Here is a 19,008-nt window from a genome sequence, read left to right as displayed (position 1 = left end):
TCTGCTGTTCAGCGCCCCATTGCGTGCACATAATTCGACATCACGGTGAACGAAGTCAGGATGTGACAACATGTTTCTGAGAATGCTCAAAGGAGCACTGTTCCGTCAGCGTGGCCGCCACCTCATGATTGCCTTGACTGTCGCGCTCGGCGCGTCGGTTGCGACATCCATGCTGTCAGTCATGTTCGATGTGGGCGACAAGATCAACCAGGAGCTGAAAAACTACGGCGCCAACATTGTGGTGCGCCCCAAAGGCGCGGCCGTGGTCCAGGATCTGTATCAGTTCGACACTCCGGTTGAACAGGAAGCATTCCTTCAGGAAGACGAGCTCGGCAACATCAAGACCATCTTCTGGACCTACAACATCGTTGACTTTTCGCCGCTGCTGTCCGTACCGGTGACAACAACCGGCCAGTCATCCACCGATGACAGCATTGAACTGACCGGCACATGGTTCAGTCACGATCTCAAACTCCCCACAGGCGACACGGTGACAACCGGCCTGACCAACCTGCGTGGATGGTGGACAATGGACGGCGCGTGGCCCCAGGACGGAGACGACAACTCCGTCATCGTCGGCTCGAAACTGGCGCAGACTCAAGGATGGAGCGTCGGGCAGACAATCCCGCTGTCAGCACGCGGACACAGCCAGGACGTCACCATTTCCGGTATCTTCACCTCAGATGGAGATGAAGACTCCCAGATTTACGCGCCCCTGCATCTGGCACAGACATTCCTGGACAAGCCCGGCGCCGTCGGATCTGTTGAAGTGTCGGCTCTGACCACCCCTGACAACGACCTGGCACGAAAAGCCGCCAAGAACCCTGCATCCCTGTCGCTGACTGAGAGGGAAACCTGGTACTGCACCGCCTACGTGTCCTCCATTGCCTACCAGATCGAAGAAGCCATGACAGATGCCGTGGCGCGGCCGGTGCGTCAGGTCTCAGAATCTGAAGGCATCATCATGGAGAAGACCCAGATGCTGATGCTGCTGGTGACGGTTCTGTCACTGGCCGGATCGGCACTGGCGATCGCGAACCTGGTGACCGCCAACGTGATGGAACGGGCTCCCGAAATCGGCTTGCTCAAAGCAGTGGGAGCGAAAGACAACGCCGTTGTGCGCATGCTGCTGGCAGAAATCACGATCGTCGGCCTGGTGGGCGGCGTCGCCGGATACTTCGCCGGCATCGGATTCGCCCAGATCATCGGCCGAACCGTCTTTTCCTCCTCCATCGCAGTTGCGCCCGTAGTGGCCGGAATCGTTGCAGTGCTTGTGACGATCGTGGTGCTGGCAGGCTCGATTCCTGCCATACGCTTCCTGCTGGGACTGCGGCCGGCAGAAGTGCTTCACGGAAGGTGATAGTCGGTGAATAAGAGAAAAATGTACTGGCGCATGGTCACATCCTCGATCCTGCGTCGTCGATCCCGCGTGCTGATCGCAGTTCTTGCTGTTGCCATCGGCGCCACGACCCTGTCGGGACTGGCTGCCATCGCCATTGACGTGCCCAGCCAGATGGCGCAGGAAATGCGCCTGTACGGCGCGAACCTCGTGGTCGTCCCCTCCGAGAAGAACGACAACCTGACTGACCAGACCATCAACCGCATCGACGAAGTGGTGAAATCGTCGGGTTCAACGCTCGTTGGCTCAGCTGCTTTCGATTACCAGCCGGTGTCCATCAACGACCAGCCGTACGTGGCGGCAGGAACCGACATTGATGCTGTCAAGGCAATCAACCCGTACTGGTACATCGAAGGTGAATGGCCCTCAGCCGACGGGCAGGTGCTCATCGGCCGTGAAATTGCCTCCACCATTGATGCCAAAGTGGGCGACTCGATCACCGTGTCGCAGCTCGCCGAAGGCGCCTCCTCGGCTGCCCCCCACTCCGGCGGGCAGGACGCATCGACCGCTCCGGGCACCACAGCGATGAGCGGGGCCCCTGAGATCCCCGAAGGCTCCCACATGATGCCCGACGGCACGATCATGAAGAACAGCGAGATGCCCGGATACGACCCGTCGAAGAACGTGGACGGAATCTACGTTGGAGACCAGCCGCAAAGCGCTCAGTCCGGTGCGCCGACCACAAAGAAGGACGCGATCGAACAGCTGACGCAGAACAAGCCGACCGCTCCGGTCGCCCCAGGCAACGGCAAGGGGCAGGCGCCCGATCCGGTCGACACACGCGACATCTCACTGACGGTGTCCGGAATCCTTGAAACAGGTGGATCAGAAGACGGCTTCCTGTTCATGAGCACCGCCGACATGTCGCAGCTGACCGGCAAGGACACAAGCTACGGCGTATCTGAATATTCGGTTGCCGGGCAGGCGGAAGCCGTCTCCGCCCTCGCCAAGCAGATCAATGACGCAGTCGACGGCGTGAAGGCCTCGACAGTGACCCGACTGACCCATTCTGACGAGGGCGTCCTGACGATGCTGCGCTCGCTGATGGGAATGATCACGATCATCGTGCTGGCTTTGACGATGATCGGCGTGTCCACCACGATGATGGCTGTGGTTGCGGAACGACGCAATGAAATCGGCCTGCGCAAAGCTCTGGGAGCTCACTCGAAATCAATCGTGCGTGAATTTCTTGGTGAAGGCGTCATGCTCGGCATTCTGGGCGGTGCGATCGGCGCGGTGCTCGGCTACCTTCTGGCGATCGTGATCTGTCTGAACGTCTTCCACCGGACAATCGCATTCCACCCGCTGATGGGAGTGGTTACTGTGCTCGCATCAGTGATCATCGCGACGCTGGCATGTCTGATTCCAGTGCGTCGTGCCCTCGACGTTGACCCTGCACTGGTGCTGCGCGGAGAATAAGGAGAAACAATGACATCACAGGTGAAGGACGACCTGCTCAGACTTGAGCACGTCTCGAAAATCTACGGCGACCTGCACGCACTGGATGACGTGTCGCTGAGCGTGCCGACAGGGCAGTGGCTGTCGATTGTGGGCCCGTCCGGGTCAGGCAAGACCACGATGATGAACATCGTGGGATGCATGGACCGCCCCACCAAAGGCACCGTGACGCTCGACGGGCGCGACATTTCCGAGCTGACCGCCTCCGAACTGACGACCGTGCGCTGCCAGACCATCGGCCTGATTTTCCAGCAGTTCCACCTGATTCCGCACCTGACCGCCCTCGAAAATGTCATGGTCGCCCAGTACTACCACTCGGTGCCCAACGAAAAGGAAGCGCTGGCGGCACTGGACCGGGTGGGACTGGCCGATCGCGCCACCCACCTGCCGCGACAGCTGTCCGGCGGCGAGCAGCAGCGCGTGTGCGTGGCCAGGGCCCTGATCAACTACCCGAAACTGGTGCTGGCTGATGAGCCGACCGGTAACCTCGATGAGCACAATGAACAGATCGTGCTGGATATTTTCCGTCAGCTTCATGCCGATGGAACCACGCTGATCGTGGTGACTCACGACGCCCTCGTCGCTTCGTGTGGCCAGCGGGAAATCCGCCTGGATCACGGTAAAGTCGCCAGGGAAACGTGGCATGACCACGACCGGGACAATGCGGAAGCTGCAGGCGCGGCGTCGGGGAACCTGGCAACGGGTCGCGACGTGAAAGAAAAGGTTCCGATCCCTGAACCTCGTGACGATGCGTCCTGAGGCGCCCGAACACTGTCAGCAATGAGATGAATCGCAGATGACTAACATGACGTCTTCACAGTTTTCACGACTTGTCACCATGGGGTCGCTCGGCGGGCTCGGCATGATGATTCTGAGCGCGTGCGGCCCGTCGATCCCACCGGTGGACATGTCACTTCCCATGAATGACGGAGAGTACACCGGGGAGTCCAATCCTGACGAACAGGGAGCCATCGGCACTGTTCATATCACGGTGGAAGGCGGCAAGATCACCTCCACCTCATATGAAACCCGCATGAAGGACGGCGAGCTCAAGGACCAGAACTACGGGACGACCAGCGCCGGCGAAGTGGGCAACAAGGATTACTACAAGCGCGCCCAGAAAGCGGTGGAGGCGTTCAACAAGTATTCCGACGAGCTGACGGCCACGAACGACCCCAACGAAGTTGATGTCATTTCAGGCGCCACTGTTGCGCACAGCCAGTTCATGCAGGCGGCAATCCGAGCCATCCAGACCGCTCAGGGAGTGGAAACCCAGCCCGGGGAGGATGCGGCCGACCAGATCGACGTGCCGGGCCTGGACTTCAGCGACGATGACCAGCTCGACGAGTTCTCCAACTGATTCACCCGGCCCCGAGCTGCTTGTTGATCTGCGCGACTCATCGTGGCGCATGTCCTTTCCCGCGATGGGCACGCGCGTCGATCTCATTGTCGAGGGCGGCTCCGCCAGGCAGATGACGGAAGCTGTCTGCGAACTTGTTGCACGCCATGAGCGGCTCTGGTCGCGTTTTTCGGCGCACTCCGATGTGACACGGTTGAACACTGCGTGCGGACAGTGGGTGGATGTGGATCCGGCGACGTGCGCATTACTGGCACGCGTCAAGGACCTGATCGACGTCACGTCAGGCTGTTTCAACCCGCTGATTGAGCCGGTGCGTCAGCTGTGGGACCCGGCAGGTGCGCTGGCAGCTCTTGTCGCCAACGCAGGCGCTGCCACGAGCACGGAGAGCGCAACCACTCCGGGCAGCGACGCGCTGGCCGAGGTGTTGCCACTGTGCTCACCGGAGATGCTTGACGTTGACCCGGCGGCATCGCGGGCACGCCTGAAGGGCGGCGCACGCATTGACCTGGGCGCGATTGCGAAAGGTGCCAGTGCTGATCAGGCTCGGGATCTGTGTGCCCGACTTGGTGCCCGTGCCGCGCTCGTGTCGATCGGAACATCCTCCATTGCCGCCCTGGGAAGGCGCTCCGACGGCACACCGTGGCGCGTGGGGATACGCGACCCGCGCAGCAGTGAATCATCGTGGCTTGGATACGTGGAACTGCCTGACCGCATGTCACTGTCCACTTCGGGTGACAACCTAGGAGCACTCGTGGACGTGGCGCCCGACCATGCGCAGCGTTTCAACCATGTCATCGACCCGCGCAGCGGCATGCCCGCCCGGATCCTTGCCCGTTCGGCAACGGTGATCTGCGCAGACGGCATGACGGCTGAAGCGCTGTCCACCGGCATGCTCATCGGCGGACGGCAGGCGGTTGTCCTGCCACACACAGCAGATGGTGATGCGGCAGCGTCGCCCTCGTCAATCATTGTCGGCGGCGAGCGGGGAGTGATGGCAGGCGGGATTCGCGTCGATGCCAGGCCCGCGCAGATCTGGCATCCGCGTCAGGAATTGTCGGAATCTGATGGTGGGGCGGGTGTGTCGGGGCAGAATTCGAGCACGTCACCCACCTGACAGTCGAGCGCCTCGCACAGTGCGTTCAGAGTGGAAAAGCGGATGGCGCGGGCCCTGCCGGTTTTCAGGTTCGACAGGTTCGCCAATGTGATGCCGACGCGTTTCGACAGGTCGGTGAGCGTGATGCGGCGTTCCAGCAAGATGCGGTCCAACGTGACGTGAATACTCATGGCTACACCGTCAGCTGATTCTCATCCCACGCAGCAATCGCAGCGCGGAAAATGTGTCCGGTGACCAGGAAGAAAACAGTGCCGCCTGCGCTGAGCGTCACCATGAAGATCGCCATCAGAAGGATCGAGATGTGCTGGAGCGGGCTGACGCACATGAACCAGATGGTCGCGCTCACGTAGTAGATCGTGGCGGCGATGCACACCCACTGCGCGCGGCCAATCAGCGCTAATGCCCGGTGCGTGAAGACTGTGCGGCGCTCAACGAGCAATAGGAACTGGTAGGCGATGATCAGGATGGCGAGGAATGGAAGCGTGGCGATGATCGAGCCGACGAGGATCGGGTACTGCAGGTGTGCCATTTCCGGCCAGACGGCGGCGCTGTAGTCGCTTTCTGACCAGAGCAGCAGCCAACTTAAGACAATGCCGAGGCCGAAGATCACCAGAACCACGCGGGCAATGATGGTATGCGGTTTCATGAGTGTGCCTCCTTCAAGCATCGCATAGTTATCGATAAACGATAATAATTTATCGATGATCGGCATGTCAATGGGTGTGGTGGCAGGACGGCACATGTGCTGATTGGTTCAGTTAACGTGACGCTGAGTGGCGAGGCGCAAAGCGGTTTTAGATCTGCGATGCCAGCAAGCTTGCCAGATGCATGCCGCCTCGGTCAGCGAGCTGCTGGGCCTGAGTGCGGCACGAGAAACCATCCGCCAGATACACGGCATCTGGATACGCGTTGAGGGCAGGGAGCAGTGAGGTGCGCGCCACCTCGACCGACATATCGTAGTGCCCCTTTTCCATGCCGAAATTACCGGCCAGACCGCAACAGCCATCCAGCTGGACAACGGTGGCACCCAGTGAATCCAGCAGCGCCCGATCTGCGCTCCACGTCATCACCGAATGATGGTGGCAGTGCGGCTGCGCCACAATTGTCGTGCCATGTAAATCAGGCAGAACACGCTCCTCCTTCGGAACAGTGGCCAGCACTTCAGCCAGAGTATGCACAGCGCGCGACACGGGAACTGAGCGCCGGTCATCTGGCAGCAGATCCAGCAGATCATCACGCAGGACTGCCGTACATGACGGTTCCACACCAACGATTGGAATGCCGGCTACAGCGAACGGTGCCAGAACGTCCAGCAAAGCCGTCAGTTTCTTCTTCGCCCCAGTCAGCTGCCCCGTCGTGATCCACGTCAGGCCGCAGCACGCATGGGGAGGAATAATCACCTCGAAACCGTTCTGACGCAACACCGCGACCGTTGCACGCGCGCCCCGGTCGTCAAGCGTCTGTGAAAACGAATCGGCCCACACCACTGCGAAGCGTCGGGCTTCAGAAGCGGACGAGGAAGCAGGCGATGCTGTCTCAGCAAGCCGCTCGGCACTCGGCGGCACTGCTGACGGAGGCGCATCTGCAACCAGGTGCCGCCGCCTGGCCCATCGCTGGAAGGTTCCGGACTGAAGGGCGGGCATCGGTCTGCGCGCATCCATACCCAGCAGTGCGAATGCAGCCCGGCGAATCGCATCTACTCCCATCACTGCGTTGGCCAGGGCGGATGCACCCGGAATGCGGGCGCTCAGGCCCGTCCACAGGGGCAGGCGGCCCAGCGCATAGTGGGACAGTGGACGCAGGCGCCCACGGTACTTACGGAAGAGCACCTCAGAGCGGTACCTGGCCATGTCCACACCTGCCGGGCAATCCGACGAACAGGCCTTACATGACAGACACAGGTCGAGCGCTTCGAGCACCTCCGGTGAGGTGATTGACTGGACCAGTTGCCCATTGGCAGCGTCCTGGAGTGTGCGCGCCCGCCCTCGGGTCACGTCCTTTTCCAGATGCGACGCCTTCCACGACGGGCACATAAACGTGCCGTCAATCGTCGCGCGACACTTGCCCACACCTGTGCAGCGATGGACCGCCTGAGTGAAATCACCGTGGTCTTCCCCGAAGGCGAAGCCTCCCGCCGCTGGCAACGAGCGTGCACGAGGGCGCCGCAGGAAATCATCGAGCTTGTCGATCTGGTTGGTCGGTGAGGCCAAAACACCGGGATTGAGCAGGTCATCGGGGTCGAACAGGGCCTTGACGTTGTTGAACAGGTCAATCAGTTCCGGGGAGTACATGAAGCGCAGCAGTTCCGTGCGTGCACGCCCATCCCCGTGTTCACCGGAAACTGAGCCGCCATGCCTGGCGCACACCTGAGCCGCCTCCTCCAGGAAACGCCTCGAATGCGCCACCCCAGCCCCGGTCTCGAGTGGCATGTTCAGACGCACATGCACGCAGCCATCTCCGAAATGCCCGTACAGCAGCCCGTCAATGTCATACTCATCCATCAGCGCCGTGAAATCACGCAAGTAGGCTCCGAGGCGGTCCGGTGGCACCGCGGCATCTTCAAAACCGGGCCATGCCTGTTCACCGGTCGCTGACGTTTCAGATGGGGGAGTGCGCCCACCCAATCCCGCACCATCAGCGCGGATGCGCCACAGTCGCGTGGCATCATCCCCCGGAGGATAGACCGCCGCATCGACCGCATGAGATGCGGCCGCAAGTCTGCGAGCCTGTGCCAGCGATTCCTCTTCGCTTCCGGCCGACACCTCGCACATCAGCCACCCGTCACCCTTGGGAAGCGCCGGCACGGCTCCGGGTCCGCGGTGAGCTCGTACCACGTCCACCAGGCGCGAATCCATCCCTTCGACAGCCAGCGGCTCACAGCGCAAAATTGTGGGTACATCGTCAGCTGCAGCAATCATGTCCGGATACCCCAACGCCACCAGCACGGGCGCTCGCGGAATCTCCACCAACTTGACGGTGATCGACACGATTGTGGTCAGCGTCCCCTCGGTGCCCACCAGCATCGCCGCCAGATTGCGATGCTTCTCAGGGGTCAGATGCTCAAGCGAATAACCCGACACCTGCCTGCCGAAACGCCCCAGTTCCGTGCGGATGAGCGCCAGATTGGAATCGATCAGCGTGTCCAGTCCAGGCACCTGCGAGAGGTCAGAGTGGCTGGTGGAAGCGGTGAAGCGTCTGCCTCGTCCATCGATGACGTCGAGGGAGACGATGTTGTCTGACGTGCGTCCCCAGGCGGTTGCGTGAGGCCCGCACGCATTGTTGCCCACCATGCCGCCGATCGTTGCCCGGTTCTGGCTGGACGGATCCGGACCGAAACGCAGTCCGTACTTGCGGGCAGCTTCCTGCAGGGTGGATTCCACGCAGCCCGGCTCCACCACGGCCGTGCGCGCCTGCGGATCGATCGACAGCACTCGGTTCAGGTGGCGCGAAAAGTCAATGACGATGCCCGGTCCACACGCATTGCCAGCACATGACGTGCCACCCCCACGGTTGGTCAACGGAATGGAGAAGCGTCGCGACGCCTCGCACACCGCCAGGACGTCCTCGGTTGAACGAGGGAAGACAACGAACTGCGGCGGAACGCGATAGTTGCCGGCGTCTGTGGAATAGCGCGCACGGGCGCCTGTCGTACGATCAACCTCACCGTCGAGCACGTCAACCAGGTGCGCGTAGCAAGCTTCCACGTCGCGAGGCCGGATATCGGCGCGCTTGGGCAGGGGGGACGAGGCAGGCGCCGGCTCACTGCTGAGTGGGTGGAAGCTCATAGGCTGATTGTGCCACTTTTGATGCCTGCTCTGCGTCCTCATCAGGTATGTGAACTGACAGGTGGGGCTGTGTCGCGGGCGTCAGCGAGTCAGCATCACCATGCGTGTGGGTGTCACAATCGCGTCTACGGCGACATCGTGAGGATCGACAGGCAAGGTGCCTGTATCCCACACCTCTTCATCGAACAGTGCGATGACCAGTGGAGCGCGGCGCCTCACAGGCAGTGCGCTTTCCTGCGGCGATCTCTCAGCGTGATCCGTGTTCCACCTACTTAAGGCCCGGTCATACCACCCGCCGCCCTGGCCCAGGCGCGTGCCCGAAAGGTCGGCGGCCAGGCCCGCAAGCAATACAATGTCGACGCTGTCAGGAAGTTCGGCATAGGGCGCATCGGAGAGATGAGGCTGGGCAGGCCAGCGTGCAGAAGGCTGGTCGAGGACTGCTGCCAGACGGTCAGTCGTCAATGATGACCAGGCAGATGTGCTGGCATCAGGAAAATCAATACAGCCCCACGCAGGTTCGTCCAGTGCACGCCCCTGCCGGTTAACGACAACAGGCAGGAAGCAGTGACCCGATTCAGTGACGATGGCTGAGACATCCGGCTCGGTGGTGGTTGGAACAAACAGTGCCGGGAGGTGAGGACACCCCACTCCGAGCGCGTGACAGGCCTGCAGCCACGAGCGGACCAGTCCGCGTTGCTCCCGCCGGCGCAACTCATCGGCTTCGCGGGCAGGGAGTGCATCCCACCGGGCGCGCCTGTCACGCCGCTGGGCGCGAATTCTGGCGCGAAGTGGAGCTTTTTCGTGCAACATGGCCCCTCCTGAGCACTGAACATCTCCTACTTAGGATACTGTGGCAGACATGAGCGAAACTGAGCCCACTCGTCACGCGCGCGTGCGTCACGCCGTGATCCCAGCAGCTGGACGCGGAACGAGATTCTTGCCGGCAACGAAGTCTGTGCCCAAAGAAATGCTGCCGGTCGTTGACCGACCATCCATTGAATATATTGCGCGCGAAGCCACTCGAGCCGGCATTGAAGACATGCTGATCATCACTCGCACCGGCAAAGATGCCATCGAGGAATACTTCGACGCAGATCCCGGCCTGGAGGCGGCGCTGGAGGCCTCTCACAAGGAATCACTGCTCAAGATCGTGCGCGAATATGAGCACCTCGCGCGCATGCACTCTGTGCGCCAGGGACATCCGCTGGGGCTGGGACATGCCGTCCTTCAGTCACGCTTCCACGTCGGTAACAATCCTTTTGCCGTCATGCTGCCGGACGATTTGATGCACCCAAAGTCCCGCCTGCTGGAGAAAATGCTCGCGATCCGCACGGCGATCGGTGGATCGGTTGTCGCACTCATGCGTGTCACACCCGAACAGGCAACCGCTTATGCCTCTGTTGACGTCACCCCGATGCCGATTCCGGAAGGCCTGCCCATCGACATTGAGGAAGGCACATTGTTCCGCCTCAACAAGGTTGTCGAAAAGCCCCCGGTCGATGAGGTGCTCAGCGAATACGCCGTGGTGGGCCGCTACGTCTTCAATCCGCGTATCTTCACGGAACTGGAAAATATCGAACCCGGTCACGGTGGTGAATACCAGCTCACCGACGCATATGCCCGACTCATCGACGTGCCAGCCGAAGAAGGAGGTGGCGTAGTTGGCCTGGTTCTGGATGACCGCCGCTTCGACACCGGAGACAAACTCGGCTACCTCACCGCCTCCATTGAACTGGCGCTGGAGGACCCGGAACTGGGACCCGGAGTACGCTCGTTCCTGGAAGAGCTCATGGCAACACAGCCGGGGGACGCCCTCGACGATTCTGACAGCACGTCACCCGAGCACCACTGAAGGGACAACCTGAATGCGTTCGGTCGCAGAGTTTTACCAAGACTGCCTGTCAACTGTTGGCCAGCAGCCGCCGCTGGAAGTCCAGCTCGCTGATGCTGTGTCGTGCGTGCTGGCTGAAGACGTGCAGGCCCGCTTCGACCTTCCCGTAGCGGATCTGGCCGGATGCGACGGGTACGCCGTGCGATCGTCTGACCTCGAAGGGGCGCGCCCGGACAGTATGGTGACCCTGCCGGTCACCGAGGAAGTCAAGGCTGGAGATGTTGACCCGGCCGCGCTGGTGCCGGGAACTGCCATCCGCATTGCATCGGGAGCGCCGGTGCCCACAGGTGCAGATGCGGTGATCGCACTGGATTTTACGGATCGCGGTATGGCTAAAGTGACCGTGCGCACCCAGCCGGCGCGCGGTGAGAACATCCGGCGTCGCGCCGAAGACGTGGTCGAGGGGGACGTGGTTCTGCGTCACGGCACGCGTGTAGGTGCACGCCAGGTAGCGCTTCTGGCCGGCGTGGGGCGCTCACGAGTGACAGTGCATCCACGCCCACGAGTGGTGATCCTGTCGATTGGTGACGAGCTTGTGGAGCCGGGTGAACAGGCACGACCCGGCACGGTGTTCGATGCCAACGGGCATGCCCTTTCCACCGCTGTGGCGGATGCGGGTGCTCAAACCTTCCGCGTGGCAGCCGTTCCTGATGGCCGTCAGGCACTGCGCGAAACGATCCAGGACCAGCTGGTTCGCGCTGACCTCATCATCACGACCGGCGGCATCTCGTATGGCTCAGGCGATACGGTGCGCGAAGTGCTCGGCGCGCTGGGCACGGTGCGCTTTGACAATGTGGCCGCATGGCCCGGGCATATCCTCGGAGTTGGAACCGTCGGTGACGAAGATGACGCGACTCCGATCTTCTGCCTGCCCGGTGACCCTGTATCCGCGCAGGTGTGTTTCGAAGTGTATGTGCGTCCTGCCCTTCGACAGATGCAGGGATGGACGACACTGAGCAGGCCGAGCGTGCAGGCTCGCGTGGATCGCTCATGGTATTCACCACGAGGGCGACGCGAATTTGTCCGCGTGCGCCTGACGGGGTCGCCTCGAACCGGATACCAGGCCAAAATCATGGGATCACCTGCAGCGCTATTGCTGTCCGCACTGGCTGAATCGAACGCACTGGCGGTCGTGCCCGAAGAGGTCACGAATGTGCGTGCCGGTGACGCCCTGCAGTGCATGGTGCTTGATTAATGCTGCTCGGCAGGCCGCGGATCTGGGGACGCCACCCCGATGAGCTGACGATTCGCATCGACGATCCTGTGGGTCGCGCTCTGATCAGGCCGCATGGCAGTGCCTCGAGAATCGGGGCGACGGGGAGCGCTGCGCGAACGGGGCGTGATAGCGCCGTGAAGCTCGGGGACAGTGTTGTGATCCGTCCGGCCTACGGTAGCGATCATCTTCGCATCGAGAAAGCGCGTGCCGAGAATTCTGCGTGGCTCAAACCCTGGGAGGCGACGCTGCCGGTCGGATCGACAGAGGAACTCCCCGACATCTGGACCTATCAGCGCCAGGTCGACAGGCAGCAAAAGCGCGGAACGAGCCTTGTCATGATGGTCGAATGCGACCGTCAACCGCTGGGTTTGATCACCGTCTCCAATGTTCAGTGGGGGGCGATGTGTCAGGGCGTCCTCGGCTATTGGATGGTCAGGAAAGCCGCTGGGGTGGGGCTGGGTGCGCTGTGCGTGGCTGGCGTCATCGACCTGATGATCGGTGAGCTGGGCTTGCACCGGGTGGAGGTCAACGTCCGGCCGGAAAATGATCGATCTTTGGGATTGTGCCGAAAAATCGGGTTGCGTGAAGAGGGCTACAAGAAGCGTTACATGTGCATTGCGGGCAGGTGGGCTGATCATGTCAGTTTCGCTTTGGATACGGAATCCTGGCCCGAGGGCGGCATCGTCCAATCCGTGTGGAAAATGCCGCTGACGCTGACCTGATTCGCCTCTCATTTGGCGCCGGCGCGCGCGTCAGAACCTGTTTTTGGCAGCCCGTGCCGTAGCGTTAATACGTGGAGTACGGTGGAATCATTGTTGTGATGGCAATCGCGATCACGATCGTCGTGATTGTGCCGCACCTTGTTGACCGACGCACGGCAATCACTCAGTCCCGCGAGGCTGACCGATTCTCGCCCAGGATGCGTCTGATTGATGAGGAACCGGCACTGTGCCATCACAGTGGCGATACTTCATCCACCGCCAATTCGCACTGCGGCTCGACACCGTTGTTGGCGCATCAGGCGCTGCAATCCGATGATGCTGCTGGAGCGGATGACTACCACGCGCGCCCGGCGCTGCCGGCCACCCAACAACCTGCTCACCTTCGTGGTCATCGAGGAGACACCATGGCTGACGAATCGCGATCCGCACGTCGACCCGACGGGACGATCCACGCGCAACGAGACTATGTGCGCACCCGCGAACTGTCGCGCCTGCGTGCACGACGCGCGGCACGTATTGCCAGTGAGAAGGCAGCAGGTCAGCGCCGAATGATCCTCAGTGGGGTGTGTGCAGCAATCACTGTGCTGATGATGCTGATTGCAGCGCTGACCACGATGTCATGGGCATGGGTTCTGATTCCCGCGGCGGCACTTGCTGCTGGCCTTGGCGTGTCACGCTGGAGCGCCATTCGTTCCCAGCGCGTTGGTGAAGCCGAAGAAAAGTGGATTATGGAGCTGACGCGTGGCACCTCGGCACGCCGCAATTCCGCGCCTTCGCCCGTCGCCTCTGAGACTGTGGAGCATGCTCCTGCGTCTGAAACGGCAACCGACGAGGGGCCGGATGAAGCCCTTGGAGCCGACGTGTCGACCGAAATCCAACGTGTCGACGACGAGGCGCAGGCGTCTCACAGTGTTGATGACGAGGACGCACGACTCGACCAGGCGACCCGCGATGTCGCCCAGACGCAGCGCGCATGGTCCGTCCAGCGCATCCCTGCACCGACCTACGCATCACGCCAGGAGATTACCGGCCGAGTGGTGCACGCCGATACTGATTTGCGAGGCATTCCTCAGGTCCCTTCCGATGTCCGAGGGCGTCCTATCCACGCGAGCTCATCTTCCGGTCAGCAGATGCGTTCGACTGAAGAGGTCGCCGCTCAGGCGGATGTCGCGTTCGATCTGGACGCGGTTCTGGAGTCTCGTCGCGCCCAGTAACGGTGCTGCTTCGGCGCTGCATCGCTCATGTTGATGTCGTCCTGGTAGCCCGTCGCGTCCGATGGAGTTGCCGATTTGGCAGTGCAGTGTGCCCGGCAGAGTCGCCCCGGCAAAGCCTGTTGAGTTTGCGGGTTCTGAAAATCACGCTCAGCGTGCACAACCCCCTGGATCTAAACTTTCCAGCTGCACAATCCCCTAGATCTACGCTTCTTTTTGCACGAAGCCCTAGATCTAACCCTCCCGTCTGCGTACTGTTTTCTGTTTTCGCTGGTCAGGACGCATGATGGAAATTTCGAGAGGCGTGGTGGGATTTAGAACTAGGGGTATGTGCACAATTGGCGGAAGATCTAGGGGTATGTGCACGAAGATCCCGAAGATCTAGGGGAATGTGCGCAGATGCCTGCTTGTCTTATACGGACGTATCCATCCTGGCGGTGCATCGCGCCATTTCTGTGCAGCGTTACGCTATCCCGTCGCTGCATTGCAGCTAATCAGATCTCCCGCACTAGCGGTCGCACACCATGTAATAGAGGAAATCTATTGAAGTGGTAAGGTGCATTGGTTTGGTCTATACTGAGAGTGTTGTGAGAAACCGTTCGACATGCTCGTTATGTGCGTGAGCGGTTGGCGAAACTCGGATAGGAGAACCATGAACTTGATGAACACCCAGATCCGCCCCTTCAAGGCCACAGCGTTCAAAGAGGACGAATTCGTTGAACTGACCGAACAGGATGTCCTCGGCAAATGGGCCATTTTCTTCTTCTACCCAGCTGACTTTTCCTTCGTGTGCCCGACCGAGCTGGGCGACCTCGCAGACTACTACGACGAGCTGCAGAAACTGGGCGTTGAGGTCTATTCCGTGTCCACCGACACGCACTTCACGCACAAGGCATGGCACGAAGCATCCGACACAATCGCCAAGATCAAGTACTACATGATCGGTGATCCGTCAGGTGAACTGACCAACAACTTCGAGAACATGCGCGAAGGCGTCGGCCTGGCTGACCGCGCCACCTTCCTCATCGATCCAGACGGCGTTATCCAGTTCTTCGAGGTTTCCTCGGAGGGAATCGGCCGCAACGCAGCTGAACTGATCCGCAAGGTCAAGGCAGCTCAGTATGTTGCCGCGCATCCGGGCGAAGTGTGCCCCGCGAAGTGGGAAGAAGGCGAAGAGACGCTGGCTCCGTCCCTGGACCTCGTCGGCAAGATCTGACCCGCATCACTGAACGTCACGCCATCCCGCACACGTAAGTTCTCGTCGCACGTGAGAACGCGTCGGTGCGGGATTGGCGCATCACGAGGGCGACACCTGCCCTCCCGCGTCCGCAATTTTGTGAAAGGCACGTAACGCCATGCCAGTTTTGAATGACCAGCTTTCCGCCCAACTGTCGCAGCTGCTGACCAAAGTAGTAGCGCCGATTGAACTCGCTGCAAGCCTGGATAACTCCGATCTGTCGGCGCAGGTACGGGAGCTGCTGGAGGAAATAGCTGCCAAGAGTGAGAACATTACCCTCACCGACGAGGCAAACCCTCGCACACCATCCTTCGCCGTTCGCCGCATCGGTACGGATGTCGAGGTGAGGTTCGCGGGACTGCCACTGGGTCACGAATTCTCCTCACTTGTCCTGGCGCTTCTGCAGGTCGGCGGTCACCCCGCCAAGATCTCCGACGAGCAACGCCAGGCCATTCAGCGCATCAAAGGCCCGCGCGAGTTCGTGACCTACATGTCGCTCACGTGCCAAAACTGCCCGGAAGTCGTGCAGGCACTGAACACGATCTCCATCATCAATCCCTCGATTCGCCACACCGCAGTTGAAGGCGGCGCTTTCCAAAGCGAGGTCGAAAACCACGGAATCATGAGTGTGCCCGTCACATTCGAGGGTGACGAGATGTTTTCCTCCGGTCGCACGACACTCGACGACTTCGTTTCCATGCTGGACGAGGGCGGCGCCCAGGCCGCGGTTGACCAGATGAATCAGGAAGAACCCTACGACGTGGTGATTGTCGGCGGAGGGCCGGCCGCCTCGTCAGCTGCCATCTACACCGCTCGCAAGGGTATCCGCACCGCAATGGTGATGGATCACCGCGGTGGCCAGGTGGTGGAAACCGAAAGTATTGAAAACGCCATCTCTCAGGTGCACACAACAGGTTCTCAGCTGGCTGCCGATCTGACTGAACACATCAACCAGTACGACATCGATGTGTATGTGCCGCAGTGGGCCGATCGCCTTGAAATCGCTGCGGTCAGTGCTGACGACAACTCGGGAGACTATCCGCTGCATACCGTGGTGACACGTTCAGGTGGGCACCTGCGCGCCAGGAGCGTCATCGTGGCCAGCGGTGCGACGTGGCGAACTCTGGGTGTACCCGGCGAAGAGGAATACCGCAATAAGGGCGTGTCCTTCTGCCCGCACTGCGATGGTCCACTGTTCAAGAACAAGGACGTCGTTGTGGTCGGCGGCGGAAACTCCGGTATCGAAGCGGCTATCGACCTGGCCGGCGTCGCGCGCCACGTCACCGTAGTCGAATTCCTGGATCAGCTCAAAGCTGACCGAGTGCTACTGGATGCGATGGACGCCCTCGACAATGTTGATGTCATTGTCGGAGCACGCTCCACTGAAGTGATCGGTGACGGTCAGAAAGTGACTGCCCTGGCATACGAAGATCGTGCAAGCGGCGAGACGCGCTCGGTCGACACGGACGGCATTTTTATCCAGATCGGCCTGGTTCCGAACACGCAGTGGCTTCCCGAAGAGGTGGAACTGAGCGACCGGCGTGAGGTTGTGACAGATCGCGAAGGAAAGACCAACGTGCTCGGGATTTTTGCTGCCGGTGACTGCACAGATGAACCATACAAGCAGATCGTGACGGCATTCGGCTCCGGCGCCACCGCCGCACTGAGTGCGTTCAACTACCTGATTCGCGCCCCGCACCACGACTAGGTCGCGACCAGGCGGCAGCGAAAAATGTGATCACGCTGAGCAGGAACTGAGCTAGGCGATTCGGGCTCGCCATGTTGGTGATGGGGATCCACCGCCTGCTCAGCGGATCACACATCAGGAAGGAGTGCGTCAAGGTGAGGAACGTTCGGGCCCTGGAGTATCTTGTCGCGTTGGATGAGGAGCGGAACTTCACGCGTGCTGCTCAGCGTGCTCACGTTTCGCAGCCGACGCTGTCAGCGCAGGTCAAGAAGCTGGAGGAGGAATTGGGAGCCCAGCTGGTTGAACGCGGAACGCAGCAGGTGCTGATCACCCCGGTTGGCCGTGACGTTGTCTACTATGCGCGTCGCATCCTCACTGACCTGGACCACATTGAGCAGGTCGGTCGCAGCGGATCGAATCCTCTGGCCGCCACCGTCACCATCGGCGTATTCCCGACGATTGCACCCTACCTTTTGCCGCGCTTTGCGCCCGAACTTGGGAAAGCGCTGCCAGACCTGACCGCCCATTTCGTCGAGGAAAAATCTCTCGCACTCATGGACGCGCTTGCATCCGGCAGAATTGACGCGGCTGTTCTGGCGGATACGTCTGCGGAGTCGGGCCTGACCGTGGCGCACCTTTTTGACGAGGATTTCGTGCTGGCAACCTCGAGCACGTCAGCCCTAGGCGAGCAAACCACGCCCGTTGACTTGGGCGATTTGGCCGGTCACGAGGTGATTCTGCTTGAAGAAGGACACTGCATGCGTCGCAGCACGGTCAGCATCTGCGAAAAAGTCGGTGCCCGCCAGTCAGCCTTCCGCGCCACGTCGCTCGAGACGCTGCGCTACATGGTCGCAGCCGGGAGCGGAGTGACGCTGCTGCCTCGGCTGGCGACGATCCCTCCGATCGCGCAACCCGACGGTCTGGTTCTTCGCGAGTTCTGCCCGCCGCGCCCCTACCGCTCCATCAACCTGGTATGGCGTCGATCCAGCCCGCTGGACGAGCTCAACGCCACCATTGCTGACCTGATCAGCTCACTGGTCGCACCTGTCTCTCATGCAACGGAGGAGCAGTGACATCGGCCGCTCCCTCGGCGCGAGCGCTTTTTGACGCGCTGTGCAGGCGCATTGACGCCAGTCAGTGGTGGCCGGCCGACACCCGCTTCGAGATCGTGGTGGGTGCTGTCCTGACGCAGAATGTGGCGTGGCGCAATGTGGAGTATTCTCTGGCAAATCTGCGCGAAGCCGGCCTGCTCGAGGCGCAGAAACTGGCGACCACTGCATCTGCCGACCTGCAGCGCCTGATCCGTCCCAGCGGCTTCATGCGCACCAAGTCCGAAACCCTCATCCGTGCAGCACGCTGGTTCCTCGACGACGCGTCCCACACGCGGTTGCCGACCGACGAACTGCGCGCGAGCCTCATCGACGTGAAGGGGATCGGCCCTGAAACCGCCGACGACATCGTGCTGTACGGCTATGAGCGTCCCGTATTCATCTGGGACCTGTATGCGCGCCGGTTCCTGAGCGCCGCCGGGTGGGCCGTGCCTCGCAGCTATGAAGCCGCGCGTCGCACTCTTCAGCCCCTCATTGACGAGGGTGACTTCACGACACCTGAACTGGCCCACTTTCATGGGCTCATTGTTGAAGCAGGCAAGAAGGCTCGATCCTGCGGCGGATGGGAGGCGTTCTATCCCACGCTTGAGGTGTCGCAGGGCGGTTGAAGCAGCGCAGGGCATGCGTGCTGGTGCTCGGATCCACGGTTCCCGTCACATTCCAGTACAGGTACGACGCATCCCAGGCGCCGGGAATGCGGGAGAAGTCCTCCGACGCTGTCACCGGATCGCCATCACCCACAACGCCGTCCTCAAAGAACGCGTCGAACGGTGTTCGGACGCGATCATGCGTGTCGCGGTCGTTGACGGTCAGAGGGAA

17 protein-coding genes are annotated in these 19,008 nt (G+C 61.1%); 13 read left to right on the top strand and 4 right to left on the bottom strand.

Annotated features, from left to right (window positions below):
• The first annotated feature begins 70 nt into the window (after window positions 1-70).
• Genes AC1EJ1_RS04495 through AC1EJ1_RS04475 form a run of 5 tightly spaced genes read left to right on the top strand, consistent with a single transcriptional unit; the run spans window position 71 to window position 5,331 of the window.
• Window positions 71-1,360, top strand: coding sequence for an ABC transporter permease (locus tag AC1EJ1_RS04495; protein ID WP_082628661.1), 1,290 nt, complete (start codon window positions 71-73; stop codon window positions 1,358-1,360).
• 21 nt (window positions 1,361-1,381) lie between these two features.
• Window positions 1,382-2,818, top strand: coding sequence for an ABC transporter permease (locus AC1EJ1_RS04490; RefSeq protein ID WP_480295518.1), 1,437 nt, complete (start codon window positions 1,382-1,384; stop codon window positions 2,816-2,818).
• A gap of 9 nt (window positions 2,819-2,827) precedes the next feature.
• The gene (locus AC1EJ1_RS04485; RefSeq protein WP_480295396.1) at window positions 2,828-3,616 is read left to right on the top strand and encodes an ABC transporter ATP-binding protein; all 789 of its coding nucleotides are present in this window, start codon (window positions 2,828-2,830) and stop codon (window positions 3,614-3,616) included.
• A 37-nt stretch (window positions 3,617-3,653) separates the two neighbouring features.
• Window positions 3,654-4,217 carry an FMN-binding protein gene (locus tag AC1EJ1_RS04480; RefSeq protein ID WP_070728202.1) on the top strand — a complete coding sequence of 188 codons (564 nt, stop codon included), beginning with the start codon at window positions 3,654-3,656 and terminating at the stop codon, window positions 4,215-4,217.
• Window positions 4,189-5,331: an FAD:protein FMN transferase gene (locus tag AC1EJ1_RS04475; RefSeq protein WP_480295395.1), complete on the top strand. Its 1,143-nt coding sequence runs from the start codon at window positions 4,189-4,191 to the stop codon at window positions 5,329-5,331. Before AC1EJ1_RS04480 ends, AC1EJ1_RS04475 begins: the two co-directional genes overlap by 29 nt.
• On the opposite strand, the gene AC1EJ1_RS04470 is transcribed toward AC1EJ1_RS04475, so the two are convergent.
• The 4 genes from AC1EJ1_RS04470 to AC1EJ1_RS04455 all read right to left on the bottom strand — a co-directional run bounded on the left by AC1EJ1_RS04470 (window position 5,262) and on the right by AC1EJ1_RS04455 (window position 9,926).
• Window positions 5,262-5,501, bottom strand: a complete 240-nt coding sequence (locus AC1EJ1_RS04470) for a helix-turn-helix domain-containing protein (RefSeq protein ID WP_285016020.1) — start codon at window positions 5,499-5,501, stop codon at window positions 5,262-5,264. The two genes, AC1EJ1_RS04475 and AC1EJ1_RS04470, sit on opposite strands and share 70 nt — an antisense overlap.
• Before the next feature lie 2 nt (window positions 5,502-5,503).
• Window positions 5,504-5,977 (bottom strand): DUF2975 domain-containing protein, encoded by a 474-nt coding sequence (locus AC1EJ1_RS04465; protein WP_480295394.1) that lies wholly within the window; start codon window positions 5,975-5,977, stop codon window positions 5,504-5,506.
• Between the two features lie 148 nt (window positions 5,978-6,125).
• Window positions 6,126-9,116 carry an FAD-binding and (Fe-S)-binding domain-containing protein gene (locus tag AC1EJ1_RS04460; protein ID WP_480295393.1) on the bottom strand — a complete coding sequence of 997 codons (2,991 nt, stop codon included), beginning with the start codon at window positions 9,114-9,116 and terminating at the stop codon, window positions 6,126-6,128.
• An 81-nt stretch (window positions 9,117-9,197) separates the two neighbouring features.
• A complete protein-coding gene (locus AC1EJ1_RS04455) occupies window positions 9,198-9,926 on the bottom strand; it encodes a 5-formyltetrahydrofolate cyclo-ligase (RefSeq protein ID WP_058237794.1) in 729 nt (242 codons plus the stop codon).
• A 49-nt stretch (window positions 9,927-9,975) separates the two neighbouring features.
• On the opposite strand from AC1EJ1_RS04455, the gene AC1EJ1_RS04450 reads away from it, so the two are divergent.
• The 8 genes from AC1EJ1_RS04450 (at window position 9,976) to AC1EJ1_RS04415 (ending at window position 18,797) form a co-directional block, all read left to right on the top strand.
• On the top strand, window positions 9,976-10,968 hold the full coding sequence (locus AC1EJ1_RS04450; protein ID WP_285016023.1) for a UTP--glucose-1-phosphate uridylyltransferase: 993 nt from the start codon (window positions 9,976-9,978) through the stop codon (window positions 10,966-10,968).
• Between the two features lie 13 nt (window positions 10,969-10,981).
• Entirely contained in the window at window positions 10,982-12,202 is a 1,221-nt protein-coding gene (locus AC1EJ1_RS04445) for a molybdopterin molybdotransferase MoeA (RefSeq protein ID WP_285016024.1), read from the top strand.
• Complete coding sequence (locus AC1EJ1_RS04440; RefSeq protein WP_480295391.1) at window positions 12,202-12,945, top strand: GNAT family N-acetyltransferase; 744 nt, start codon at window positions 12,202-12,204, stop codon at window positions 12,943-12,945. The genes AC1EJ1_RS04445 and AC1EJ1_RS04440 overlap by 1 nt, the downstream gene beginning before the upstream one ends.
• A gap of 71 nt (window positions 12,946-13,016) precedes the next feature.
• A complete protein-coding gene (locus AC1EJ1_RS04435; protein WP_480295390.1) occupies window positions 13,017-14,159 on the top strand; it encodes a hypothetical protein in 1,143 nt (380 codons plus the stop codon).
• 649 nt (window positions 14,160-14,808) lie between these two features.
• Window positions 14,809-15,372: an alkyl hydroperoxide reductase subunit C gene (gene ahpC / locus AC1EJ1_RS04430; RefSeq protein ID WP_070728220.1), complete on the top strand. Its 564-nt coding sequence runs from the start codon at window positions 14,809-14,811 to the stop codon at window positions 15,370-15,372.
• A gap of 139 nt (window positions 15,373-15,511) precedes the next feature.
• Window positions 15,512-17,101, top strand: coding sequence for an alkyl hydroperoxide reductase subunit F (gene ahpF / locus AC1EJ1_RS04425; protein ID WP_480295389.1), 1,590 nt, complete (start codon window positions 15,512-15,514; stop codon window positions 17,099-17,101).
• Window positions 17,102-17,235: 134 nt separating this feature from the next.
• Window positions 17,236-18,153 (top strand): LysR substrate-binding domain-containing protein, encoded by a 918-nt coding sequence (locus AC1EJ1_RS04420; RefSeq protein WP_480295388.1) that lies wholly within the window; start codon window positions 17,236-17,238, stop codon window positions 18,151-18,153.
• Window positions 18,150-18,797: an endonuclease III domain-containing protein gene (locus AC1EJ1_RS04415; protein WP_480295387.1), complete on the top strand. Its 648-nt coding sequence runs from the start codon at window positions 18,150-18,152 to the stop codon at window positions 18,795-18,797. The genes AC1EJ1_RS04420 and AC1EJ1_RS04415 overlap by 4 nt, the downstream gene beginning before the upstream one ends.
• The last annotated feature ends 211 nt before the right edge of the window (window positions 18,798-19,008 follow it).

It is taken from the genome of Pauljensenia sp. C0170B4, assembly GCF_056590235.1.
This window is presented reverse-complemented; position numbering and strand designations above follow the sequence as displayed.

What these genes read in the sequence shown, in the direction of transcription:
- AC1EJ1_RS04495 (WP_082628661.1), top strand. Translation starts at nt 71, where the DNA reads ATGTTTCTGAGAATGCTCAAAGGAGCACTGTTCCGTCAGCGTGGCCGC.
- AC1EJ1_RS04465 (WP_480295394.1), bottom strand. Translation starts at nt 5,977, where the DNA reads ATGAAACCGCATACCATCATTGCCCGCGTGGTTCTGGTGATCTTCGGC.
- ahpF (WP_480295389.1), top strand. Translation starts at nt 15,512, where the DNA reads ATGCCAGTTTTGAATGACCAGCTTTCCGCCCAACTGTCGCAGCTGCTG.
- ahpC (WP_070728220.1), top strand. Translation starts at nt 14,809, where the DNA reads ATGAACTTGATGAACACCCAGATCCGCCCCTTCAAGGCCACAGCGTTC.
- AC1EJ1_RS04475 (WP_480295395.1), top strand. Translation starts at nt 4,189, where the DNA reads ATGACCAGCTCGACGAGTTCTCCAACTGATTCACCCGGCCCCGAGCTG.
- AC1EJ1_RS04485 (WP_480295396.1), top strand. Translation starts at nt 2,828, where the DNA reads ATGACATCACAGGTGAAGGACGACCTGCTCAGACTTGAGCACGTCTCG.
- AC1EJ1_RS04445 (WP_285016024.1), top strand. Translation starts at nt 10,982, where the DNA reads ATGCGTTCGGTCGCAGAGTTTTACCAAGACTGCCTGTCAACTGTTGGC.
- AC1EJ1_RS04440 (WP_480295391.1), top strand. Translation starts at nt 12,202, where the DNA reads ATGCTGCTCGGCAGGCCGCGGATCTGGGGACGCCACCCCGATGAGCTG.
- AC1EJ1_RS04480 (WP_070728202.1), top strand. Translation starts at nt 3,654, where the DNA reads ATGACTAACATGACGTCTTCACAGTTTTCACGACTTGTCACCATGGGG.
- AC1EJ1_RS04460 (WP_480295393.1), bottom strand. Translation starts at nt 9,116, where the DNA reads ATGAGCTTCCACCCACTCAGCAGTGAGCCGGCGCCTGCCTCGTCCCCC.
- AC1EJ1_RS04450 (WP_285016023.1), top strand. Translation starts at nt 9,976, where the DNA reads ATGAGCGAAACTGAGCCCACTCGTCACGCGCGCGTGCGTCACGCCGTG.
- AC1EJ1_RS04490 (WP_480295518.1), top strand. Translation starts at nt 1,382, where the DNA reads ATGTACTGGCGCATGGTCACATCCTCGATCCTGCGTCGTCGATCCCGC.
- AC1EJ1_RS04470 (WP_285016020.1), bottom strand. Translation starts at nt 5,501, where the DNA reads ATGAGTATTCACGTCACGTTGGACCGCATCTTGCTGGAACGCCGCATC.
- AC1EJ1_RS04455 (WP_058237794.1), bottom strand. Translation starts at nt 9,926, where the DNA reads ATGTTGCACGAAAAAGCTCCACTTCGCGCCAGAATTCGCGCCCAGCGG.